The sequence below is a fragment of the Brachyspira sp. genome (genome assembly GCF_050873525.1).
Classification (GTDB): domain Bacteria; phylum Spirochaetota; class Brachyspiria; order Brachyspirales; family Brachyspiraceae; genus Brachyspira.
The window spans coordinates 24904-36223 of the sequence record NZ_JBNMIZ010000004.1 but is presented as its reverse complement, the minus strand read 5'-3'; the positions used below and the strand labels follow the sequence as shown (position 1 = coordinate 36223).

General features: G+C 30.1%; 10 protein-coding genes. 7 read left to right on the top strand and 3 right to left on the bottom strand.

The annotated features are described in order from the left end of the window. Positions 1-243: 243 nt before the first annotated feature. A complete protein-coding gene (locus ACR0QS_RS00720; RefSeq protein WP_432631526.1) occupies positions 244-1620 on the top strand; it encodes an MATE family efflux transporter in 1377 nt (458 codons plus the stop codon). A gap of 367 nt (positions 1621-1987) precedes the next feature. Here the strand turns inward: ACR0QS_RS00720 and ACR0QS_RS00715 are convergent, their stop codons facing one another. Both ACR0QS_RS00715 and ACR0QS_RS00710 read right to left on the bottom strand, forming a co-directional pair. After that, a complete protein-coding gene (locus ACR0QS_RS00715) occupies positions 1988-2491 on the bottom strand; it encodes a dihydrofolate reductase (RefSeq protein WP_432631525.1) in 504 nt (167 codons plus the stop codon). Then, positions 2488-3288 (bottom strand): thymidylate synthase, encoded by an 801-nt coding sequence (locus ACR0QS_RS00710; protein WP_432631524.1) that lies wholly within the window; start codon positions 3286-3288, stop codon positions 2488-2490. Before ACR0QS_RS00710 ends, ACR0QS_RS00715 begins: the two co-directional genes overlap by 4 nt. A gap of 202 nt (positions 3289-3490) precedes the next feature. Here ACR0QS_RS00710 and yqeK point away from each other — a divergent pair, with 202 nt between their 5' ends. Next, positions 3491-4060, top strand: a complete 570-nt coding sequence (yqeK, locus tag ACR0QS_RS00705; RefSeq protein WP_432631523.1) for a bis(5'-nucleosyl)-tetraphosphatase (symmetrical) YqeK — start codon at positions 3491-3493, stop codon at positions 4058-4060. A 15-nt stretch (positions 4061-4075) separates the two neighbouring features. Here the strand turns inward: yqeK and ACR0QS_RS00700 are convergent, their stop codons facing one another. After that, the gene (locus ACR0QS_RS00700; RefSeq protein WP_432631522.1) at positions 4076-5662 is read right to left on the bottom strand and encodes a potassium/proton antiporter; all 1587 of its coding nucleotides are present in this window, start codon (positions 5660-5662) and stop codon (positions 4076-4078) included. A gap of 126 nt (positions 5663-5788) precedes the next feature. Between ACR0QS_RS00700 and ACR0QS_RS00695 the strand changes: the two genes are divergently transcribed. The 5 genes from ACR0QS_RS00695 (at position 5789) to ACR0QS_RS00675 (ending at position 11279) form a co-directional block, all read left to right on the top strand. Continuing rightward, entirely contained in the window at positions 5789-6478 is a 690-nt protein-coding gene (locus tag ACR0QS_RS00695) for a M48 family metallopeptidase (RefSeq protein WP_432631521.1), read from the top strand. A 126-nt stretch (positions 6479-6604) separates the two neighbouring features. Beyond that, positions 6605-9037, top strand: a complete 2433-nt coding sequence (locus ACR0QS_RS00690; protein ID WP_432631520.1) for an HD family phosphohydrolase — start codon at positions 6605-6607, stop codon at positions 9035-9037. A gap of 4 nt (positions 9038-9041) precedes the next feature. Beyond that, positions 9042-9479 carry an rRNA maturation RNase YbeY gene (gene ybeY, locus ACR0QS_RS00685; protein WP_432631519.1) on the top strand — a complete coding sequence of 146 codons (438 nt, stop codon included), beginning with the start codon at positions 9042-9044 and terminating at the stop codon, positions 9477-9479. Positions 9480-9504: 25 nt separating this feature from the next. Then, on the top strand, positions 9505-10332 hold the full coding sequence (gene tlyC / locus ACR0QS_RS00680; protein ID WP_432631518.1) for a hemolysin C: 828 nt from the start codon (positions 9505-9507) through the stop codon (positions 10330-10332). Positions 10333-10343: 11 nt separating this feature from the next. Continuing rightward, positions 10344-11279: a methylenetetrahydrofolate reductase gene (locus tag ACR0QS_RS00675; RefSeq protein ID WP_432631517.1), complete on the top strand. Its 936-nt coding sequence runs from the start codon at positions 10344-10346 to the stop codon at positions 11277-11279. Positions 11280-11320 lie beyond the last annotated feature (41 nt).

Sequence of the window (11320 nt, the reverse complement as noted above, 5' to 3'; positions counted from 1 at the left end):
TTCAATGGTTAAGCCCGTGTATTTTGAAATTAATAATTTAAATGTTTAATGAATAATTCTTAATTGCATTTTTTCAAAAAACATATACAATATCGTTTGCTTTTATTAAGTATCTTATTTTATTTTTTATTTGCAAATTTGGGCTTACGCCGTTTTAATACTTATTTTAAAGTTTAATTTTTAATTTTATTTTATAATTATTTTTTTATTTAATTTTTTAATTAACGAACAAGGGATTTTAAAATGGATAATAATTCTAAAATGCTCGAACTCACAAGCGGAAATGTCAATAAAGGATTAATCAAATTGGTAGTTCCTATGATACTTGCCAATCTTTTAAATATCGCCTACAACATTGTCGACACAATTTGGATTGGGCAGATGGTTGGAAGCAGCGGACTCGGAGCAATCGCCGTTAGTTTTCCAATAATATTAATGCTTCTTGCAATAGCTTCTGGAATCACAGTCGCTGGAAATATTTTAGTCGGACAGTATTTTGGAGCGAACGATAATAATTCGGTTTTATATATTTCGAGAGTGGCAACGACTATAAGCGTAATAACTTCTATAGCTTTGTCTTTAATCGGATATATATTAGCGCCTATTTTAGTGAAAGTTTCTCAAGCCTCCGAAAGTATAATGGAATATTCGGTAAGTTATTTTAGAATTAGTATGATAGGTTTTCCTTTCATGTTTTATTATTTTTTAATAGCCGCTTTATTGAGAGGAATAGGAGATACCGTCCGTCCTTTAATATTTCTGGCTATAGCTTCTATATTAAATATAATTTTAGACCCTTTAATGATAGCGGGAATAGGACCTTTTCCAAAAATGGGACTTGACGGCGCCGCTTACGCTACCGTATTTTCTCAATTTGTTTCCGTAGTCATTAGTATGATATATTTGAAAATGAAAGACAGTATAGTTAGAGCGAATCCTTTAAGAATAGTTTTTGATTTAAAAATAACAAAACTTATATTAAAAATAGGAATGCCTTTTGCAACTATGCAGTTAATAGTTTCTATAAGCTGGTTTTTCTTAAGTAGATTAATAAACGGTTATGGAGAATCCGCGTCCGCTTCAGTCGCGATTAATATGCGAATAGATTCTTTATCGTTTCTGCCTTTGATGGCTTTATCTGCGGCAATTGCGACTATGGTTGCTCAAAATATCGGAGCGAATAGAATGGATAGAATAAAAGCGATATATAAATCGGGATGCATAATGGGAATATGCATTTCGTCTTTTATGGCTTTATTTACGGTTTTATTTCCAAGATTAATAGTAAGAATGTTCACAAGCGACATGAGTATTTTTGAATATACAAAAAGTTATATGTATATAGTTATGCCTTCTATTATTTTTCTTTCGGTTATGTTCGCCACAAACGGAGTGATTAACGGAGCGGGAAAAACTTTTACTCTTATGTTGTTTAGTTTTATCGCTCTTATTATGATAAGAGTTCCTTTGGCTTATTTTTTATCTTCAAAAATCGGCGTAGTTGGAATATGGACTTCTATGGCGATAGTTAATTTTATAAATATGAGTTTAAGTTTAACTTATTATTACTCGGACAGATGGAAGAAAAACGCTAATATTGCCTCGCAGTCGGCGGTATAATAAAATATAAATAATAGCGGAAAATATAGGAAAATACAGGAAAATAGCGGAAAAAGTTTGCAAGATTTTATACATATTTTATTAAAACCGTTGACTTTTAAAAAATAATTAACTATACTAAATATAAAAGCGAGATTTCCAAGTAGAGGGTTATTACTACATAATGAGCGATTGTTATGTGTGGTTCTGGAAGTCTCGTTCTTTTATTTTTTACTTTTCGTTTATAAACTGAATATTTTTTGTGCCGTTGACTTTTTGAAATTAATCGACTATATTAAATATACGGATAGGATTTGAGCTTTGAGGATAAACTATGCAATGAGTAATTATTGCATGCAGGCGGCTCACAGTCCTATCTTTTATTTTATCAACTCCATAAAATTCTTGTATATTGGCAAATTTTTACATCGATAGAATTATATTCAAAATTTTTTAATTCTTCTTTTCTAAAAATATTTGCGTCCACATTTGGAAAAAATCTGTCGCAATGATAATCTTTATCAATATGAGTCAAAAAAATTCTGTCGGCATAGTCAATCGCTTTTTTATAAATCGACTCTCCGCCAATTATAAAAATCTGTTCTTCGTTTAATAATCTTAATAAAGCGTTTTCCAAAGAAGATTCGTAAAAAAGATTATTGTATTTAAAATAATATTTGACATTTGCCGTTGAAGATATTACGATATTTCTTCTGTTTGGCAAAGGTTTATTTCCGAGCGAATCAAAAGTTACCCTTCCCATTATAACGGTAGAACCTGTAGTTAGCCCTCTGAAGAATTCCATATCTTCTCTTATATGTCCCCAAGGCATTTTTCCGTTTAAGCCTATTCCATTTTTTGAATCAACCGCCGCTACTAATGAGATAATCAAACTGCCACCTCTCCTTTAATAGCGGGATGAAATTTATAATTTTCAATTTTAAAATCTTCGTAAACATGACTAAAAATATTTGGCGCTTCGTTTATAAATAATTCCGTCTCTTGTTCGTAAGGCTCTCGTGAAAGCTGAGTTTTTACCTGCTCGATATGATTATTATAAATATGAGCGTCTCCGAAAGTCATAATCAATTCTGAAGGATAAAGTCCGCTATGCATCGCAAGAAGTCTCGTAAGTATAGCGTAAGAACTTATATTAAAAGGAACTCCCAAAAACAAATCCGCCGAACGCTGATATAAATGAGTTATTATTCCTCCTTTTGAATTAACCGAAAACTGACACATCATGTGGCATGGAGGAAGATGCATTTTATCTATTTCACCGACATTCCAAGCGTTCAAAATTATTCTTCGGCTTGCAGGATTATTTCTGAGAGAATTTATAATATTTGAAATTTGGTCGATTTTACCGCCTTCTTTCGTTTCCCAAGCCCGCCATTGTTTGCCGTAAACGGGACCAAGCTCTCCCATATCGTCCGCCCATTCGTCCCATATATGAACATTATTTTCAAGCAAATATTTTATATTAGTAGAACCTTGCAAAAACCAAAGCAGCTCCACAATAACGCCTTTCATAAAAATTTTTTTTGTCGTTATTATAGGTATTTTATTTCCGTCAAATTTAAATCTTAACTGCGGAGCGAATATTCTTTTTGTGCCGACTCCCGTTCTATCTAAAGTTTCTTCGCCCTCTTCCAAAACTTTTTTTAGTAAATCCAAATAATTTTGCATGTCTAATCCTATATTATAAAATATTAAATTAATAATTGATTAATTGATTATATAAAAAAAAAGAATTTTATCAATAATGAAAATCTATTAAACAATGCGTTGAAATCTATCGTTATTAAATTTTATAAACAATGGGTTAAAAACCGTTGTTGTTTAATTTTAATAAATTTGCATTTTTTAGATTTTAAAGTATTCTAATATTATGAGTAAATTTAACGAAATGGAAAATAAAATAATCGAATATATAAAAAAATATCTTCCTTTTAGAGAAGAACATATACTTTCAATGAGAGAGCTTGCCGTTCAAATTTCCAAAAAATATAATATTGACGATTATAAAACTTCCATTGCCGCTTTATGTCATGATTTAGGAAAAAGATATAAAGACGAAGAAATGAAAAAAATAATATTCGAATGCGATAATAAAAAATATCCTAATTATATAACTGGTGCTTTGCTTCATGCAAGAGTTAGCGCGATTATTACGGAAAACGAATTCGGAATAAAAGATAAAGAAATTTTAAATGCAATCGAAAGTCATACGGTTGGGCATGGAAATATGAGTATGCTTGAAAAAATAATATATGCCGCCGATTATCTTGAGCCGACAAGAAAAATTGAAACGGCAAATAAAATCAGAGAAAAAATTTTTATTGATTTTGACGAAACATTTTTGGAAGTAGTTTTGGAATCGATAAATTTCGTTTTGAGTAAAAAACAATATTTATCCGACAAAACGATAGAACTTTATAATTCTTTGGTTATTAAATAAAAAATAAAAATAAAATTAAACCTCGCGAAGTAAAACAATATCGTTCTGTTTTATCGTAGTGTTTCCTCTCGGGATAATCGTTCCGCCGTCTCTCTTTATCATAACGACTAAATTATTTTTAGCCAAATGCAAATCTTTAAGTTCTTTATCTTTCCAAGGATGATGATTGTTTATAATTATTTCTTTCAAATTTATATCGTAATATTTCGTTCGTTTTGCGTTCAAAATAACTATATCGCCTTTTTCAATAGTCGTATTTCCGTTTGGAATAACCGTGCTTTCGCCTCTTTCAATCGTAACGACAATCGAATTTTCGGGAAATTCTATATCTTTAATCTGTCTGCCAACCCAATGATGAGACGGAGGAATCGTTATTTGAATTAATTGCATATCCGAATCGTCCACATAATCGTTAAATGTTTTCAATACATTTTCGTTGGAATCAACCAAATCTAATTTTCGCGCTATCAAAGGCAAAAAAGTTCCTTGAAATAATATCGAAGTTATTGCAAGAAAAAAGACTATATGAAAGACATCGTAATTTATTCCTTCTATATTACTTCCCATTACGAATATTGCAAAAGCGATTGAAGCGGCTCCTCTTAATCCCGCCCACATAACGAGCAGCTGTTTTTTGAAACTAACTTTAAACGGAGTAAGTAAAACTGCAACGGCTATCGGTCGAGCGATAAAAGTTATAAATAAAACTACGGGAACGGCGGTAGATGCGGCGGGCAGTATATTTTGCGGAGTGGAAAGCAAACCTAATAAAAAGAATAATATCATTTGCATAAGCCCAGTGATGCCGTCAAAAAAATTAACCAGAATAACTTTATTTTTGAAATGGCAATTTCCTAAAACTATTCCGACTATATACGCACTTAAAAATCCATTTCCTCCAAGCGATGCCGATAAAGAATAAGATAATAACGCGGTTGCAAAAACAAATATCGTGTCGAGTCCGTTTATCGCGAATTTAATTTTCTTCAAAACTATATAAGCCAAATACGATATTAAAGCCGCGACTAATAAAGCGAAAACGATTTGTTTAAAAAGCATAATAATTATAGATAACGGAGTTCCTATAGTTTTTCCGATTAAGCCTAAAAATATAACGGTAAGCATGTAGGACATAGGGTCATTACTTCCGCTTTCAAGTTCGAGTAATGAAGCCAAACCTCCTTTTAAATTCAAATTCTTCGAGCGAAGTATTGAAAAGACGGAAGCCGCATCCGTAGAACCTATAACCGAACCTATAAGCAAACTTTCAAATAAATCTATTTTAAGAATCAAAAAACATAATAATCCCGTGATAATCGAAGTTAAAAAAGTGCCGACAAAAGAGAGCAAAAACGCCTGCTTTGCCACAGGTTTTGCGAATTCCCAGTTCGTTCCAAATCCTCCGTAAAACATTATAAATATTAAAGTAACCGTGCAAATATTACTTGAAAGAGAATAATCGTTGAAATCATACATTTTATTGAAAATCATTCCCAATATTAAAAACAATAATAAAGAAGGAACGCCTATTTTTGAGGAGACATTATTTGCCATTATGCATATTATTATTATTATTGCGGCGGTTAACAAAGCTATATCCATTTTGAAACTCTCTATTAATTAATTTGATTTGGAATTGTTTTGAATATGTATTATATATTTTAAAATTATAAAATCAAGTATTGACAAAAAATATTTTTTAAATAAAAATTCCAGTTATAAAAGAAAATGAACGAAATTATAATAAAATATAAAAGAATAAAAAATATATACATAAGAATAAAGCCCGATTTAAATATTCATGTAACCGCTCCAAAAAGAGTTTCTAAAAAATATATAAAAGAACTTGTGGAAAAACGAAAAGATTGGATTGAAGAGCGAATCGAAACGATGCAAAAAAAGAATGTCCATGATATTTCGCTTAAAAAACTCGAAGACGGAAACGAAATTTTTTATCTGGGAAAAAGTTATATGCTTAAAATCGTAAAAAGCAGAAGAGAAAATATTATACTCGCTGGAAGAATCATGTATATGTATGTCAATATTAAAAATGATTTGCAAAATAGTAATAAAAGAAAAAAAGAATTGCTGCTCGATATATGGTATAAAAAAGAAGCGATAAAACTTTTTGACGAATTAATAAAAAAATACTCTTCATTAATGAATTTAAAAGTCGAAACATTTACGGTAAAAAAATTAAAATCAAAATGGGGTTCATGCGACATAGCAAAAAAGCATATAGTTTTGAATTTGGAATTAATTAAATATCCGATTCATGCTATAGAATATATAATTTTACATGAACTCGCTCATTTAATATATCCGAATCACAGCAAAGATTTTTATAATACGGTGGCTTTATATATGCCCGAATGGAAAAAAGAAAAAATAATATTGGATACTTTTTTTAATATATGATTTTCTATAATTTATTATGTTTAATTGCTATTAAAAGTAATATTGACAAGAAGATTATTTTATATACTATATAATTTATGAATTTTTATTTTAGCGAATAAAAATAAATTTAATTAGGATAATATAATGAATACAAATAAAAAAATAATGAAATCGGTTATAAATAAAACTCCGAATATAGAAAAAATAACTCAATTAATCATAGCGGCGCTTTTATATATTTTAACTTTAGCTTTGATTTTTCCAAGCTATACTCAAAATATAACTGTTCCCGCTATCGGCGAAATAGTGAACGAACCGCTTAAATTGAAACGAACGGTTAGATACGAAAATAGAGAAGAAACGGAAAAACTTATAAATTATTCCAAAGCGAATATAAGACCAATTTTTGAAATGCCAATGAATATAAGAGAAGACGCAATTTCAAATATTGGAAAAGTATTTTCTTTTATTAGAGAATCGTCCGAAAAATATAACGCAAATAATACTGACGAAGTTTCAAATTATATTTCTATGGACGAAATATATAACGAATTTTCTGAAAAGTTTAATTTGTCGATTAATAAATCCGTCTTTTCAAACGCAGTAATGGACAATTTAAATAATTTGGAATACGAAGATAAAATTAAAGAGACGATAAACGATTTTTTGGAAGTTGGAATAATATCGAGAAGAAATTTGAATCCAGAAACTTTAAGACTTATACAAAATAACGGAATTTTTGTTTACAAATTCAACGATTCCGTAATCGAAGAAAAAATAATGCCAAGAAACCGAGTTCGTTTTTTAGAAGATTTGCGTTCAGAGTTAGGCTCGATAATCGGCTCTAAATACAGAGAACTTAACGCTTTCAATATAAATACTCTATCCTCTTTAATGAGCGCGTTTTTGCAAGATAATTTAATTTACAATTCCGATAGAACTCAAGCGGAAATAGATAAAGTTTCGTCAACCGTAGAGCCAATATATACGACTATAAAAGCGGGCTATTCTATTTTGGAAAAAGGCGAAAGATTTACCGAAGAGAAAGCGAATTTATTAAGATATATATTAAACGACAATAATTTTTTCAGTTTTAATTTTACGGTTTTAACGGGACAGATATTTTTTACTCTTCTTTTATTTCTATCTCTCGGATTTATTATTTTTAGATTCAATGTTTCTTTTTATACGAGTTTCAAAAATTATTTGCTATTTTGCTCGGAATATTTATTTATTATGATTACCGCTTATGTATGCAAAAATTATATATCTAACGGACTTATAAACGAAACTCTGCCGTTTTATATTTATACTTTTATACCAATGTTTGCAATTTTAAATTCTTTACTCGGAGCAAGAAAAGGAATATCTTCAATAGTCACTTTATGCGTAACGGTTTTAGCCGCGAATATGGCGCAGGCGGGAATATTTGAAACTTTTTCATTATTTATCGGTTCGACTATAGTTTCCGTAATTTCAAAAAAAATAAGCAATAGAAACGGAGTTTTATGGCTCGGTTTTTATTTGGGAATATATTTAAGTTTGATTTCTCTTATAAATATGTTTTTAAATAACGATATGCATTTTAATCATATAGTTTTTATACTTTCTTTTACGAGCGGACTAATACAGGCAATTTTGGTTATGATAATATTGCCCGTATGCGAATATTTGCTTGAAACGGCGAGCATTTTCAAATTGCAGGAACTTGCCGATTTGAATAATCCATTATTAAGACAGCTTCAAATGAACGCTCCTGGAACTTATCACCATTCTATAAACATGGCAAATTTGGTAGAAACAATCGCCGAAGAAATAGGAGAAGACGGAAGGCTTGCCTGCGTATCCGCTTATTATCATGATATAGGAAAAATAGAAAATCCTTTATATTTTATAGAAAATACAAATAGAGAAGATAATATACATTTGAAATTGAAACCCACTTTATCGGCGTCAATAGTTAAATCACATGTTCGTTTCGGAGTTGAAATAGCGAAAAAATATAAACTCCCAAAAGAAATTATAGCGGCAATAAAAGAACATCATGGAACGAGCCTTATAAAATATTTCTATGTCGAAGCGTATAAAGAAAATCCAGATGTCGATGTTAGTTTATTTACTTACCCTGGTCCAAAACCTCAATCAAAAATTACGGCAATTCTTATGATACTTGACTCGATAGAAGCGGCAAGCAGAACTATAGAAATTCCTACAAGAGAAAATTTGGAAGGATTAATAAAAAATATTGTAAACGATAAAATGGCTCAAGGCGAGTTAAACGACAGCGGACTTACTTTAAAAGATATTGAAACTATAAAGAGAATTTCTTTCCAAAAAATAATAGTTTCTTTGCATGAAAGAATAAAATATCCCGAACTTCCCGATGAAAATGAAAAATCGAATAACGATAAAAATGATAAAAACGACAAAAATAAAGAAAATAAAAACGGAAAAGAAATTAGTAAAGATATAAAGAAAGTTCCAATAAAACATAATAACGAAAAGGAAACTTTGAAATATAAAGATAATTCTCAAAAAGATAAAGACAAAAATAAAAATGTCGTCATGAAAAAATAAAATTATGAAAGCTAATGTTTTTAACGAAACCGATTATAATATAAACTTAAATTATTACAAATATTTTTTATCAAACGCTTTAAAAGTCGCTAAAATTAAAGGCGAGGTTAATTTGCTTTTTTCGGACGATAAATATATTAGAGAGCTTAATAAAAAATTCAGAAATAAAGATAAGGCAACCGATGTTCTCACTTTTCCCGCGGGCGATATTGAAGACGGCGGCGATATAATTATTTCTTATGAATGGGTAAAAAATAGATATGAAGAAAAAAATATAAAAAAAACTATTATCAAATTAATAATTCATTCTATTTTGCATTTGCGCGGAGTTCACCATGATTATAGCGAAAAATCTTTGAAAGAAAATTATAAGAAAATGAAAGAACTATATTTAAAAGTTATTTCTTATATTAAGAATAAAAAAATAAAAGAAAAAATATAATATAAAATATTTAGGAAATTAAATTATGAGAATAAAAAAATTATTAGAAAAAATAAAAAATGACGAGAGCGAATTAAACGGCGGCGATTATATAAATTTAAGTTCATTAAGCGAAGCGGAAAGAGAGATTATAACGAATACGATAGCTTTGAGGACAAAAAATGTAAAAGAGATAATGGTTCCGAGAGTCGATGTTATAATGATTTCGATAGACACTCCTTACGATAAAGTTATTAAAGCGCTTGGAAAAGGAAATTCGAGAATTCCAGTTTATAAAGACGGCGTTGACGATATAGTAGGCGTTTTGTATGTTAAAGATATGATAGAAACGGACGAAAAAAATTTTAATTTGAAAAAATTACTCCATAAACCTTTTTTCGTTCCAATATCAATATCTCTCATGGAACTTTTAAGAAATTTCAGGGAAAGACAGGTTCATATAGCGATGGTTGTAGACGAATACGGAGGATTTTCGGGAATAGTTTCTATGGAAGATGTATTGGAGCAGATAGTCGGCGATATTAGAGACGAATATGACGAAGAAGACGAAGAAGTGAAGAGCAACGAAGACGGAAGTTATTTAGTGGACGCGAGAGTGAGAATAGAAGATTTTAATAAATTCGGAATACTGCCCGCAATCCCAGACGATGATGCCGATACCGTTGGAGGATTTTTATTTTCTTATATCGGAAGACTGCCGAAACGAAACGAAGCGATATATTATAATAATTATTCTTTTACGGTTGTTGGAAAGAGCGGAAATATAGTGACGAAAATAAGAATTGAAAAATTGAGTAAAGATAATCCAAATTATATAGAAGAGCCTGAAAAAATTAAAGATGACGAAGAATAAATTTATAAATTATGGTAGAAAATTTTATTAATAAATTGGAAAACGAAAAAGAATTTACTTTCACTTTGGAAGTGACGCCTCAAGCAAAAGCCGATTTGGAATATTTGACTAAAAAAATAGAATCTTCAAAAATAGAAAAATATATTGACGCTTTTCTTATTCCAGATTCTCCTTTTGCAAACTTAAAAATTTCTCCCATACTCGCGTCTCTTCAACTTTCTCAAAGATTGAAAACCGAAAAACCTTTTATAATAACTCAAACTATGAGAGATAAAAATTCGATAGCATTGCAAAACGATTTTATCGGAGCAAATTATTTCGATATAAGAATGGTTTTGGCTTTGACGGGAGACCCGATAGTGAACGGAAATCAAAAACAGGCAAAGGGAGTATTCGAAGGGAATTCGGAACTTTTAATAAAAATAATAAATAATTTGAACGCGGGAAAAAGCGCGGGAGATTTTACTTTTAAAGAGTCTCTAAAAAAAATATATCCTTTCTGTTCGATAAACAGCTATTCAAAAAATGACGACATGCTTAAAGCGAGACTTTCAAAAAAAGCGGCAAGCGGAGTTAAAGCGATATTCACACAGCCGATATACGAAGTCGAAACTTTAAAAAAATTCTTAAATTGGATAGACGAAATTCCATTAAAAGAAACGGGATTAAAAGAAAAACCGATTTTAATGCCCGGATATTTTCCAGTTTTGAGTTATAAGACGGCGTATTTTATATATTATAAATTGCCCGGCGCGTATATCCCCGAAGAATGGCTTAATAAATTGAAATCGGCAAGCGAAAAATCAGCCGAAGAAGAAAAAAAAGTCGCTGTCGAACTTTCCACAAACTTATTTAATGATATGATTAATATTCATAAAAAAGCGCATATAATGAGCATGAATAATTACGATTTTGTAGCGGAGTTATTAAAAAATATTTTATTATAATGTCGTTTTTGTTAATGCAATATAATCATAATTAAAAAAGG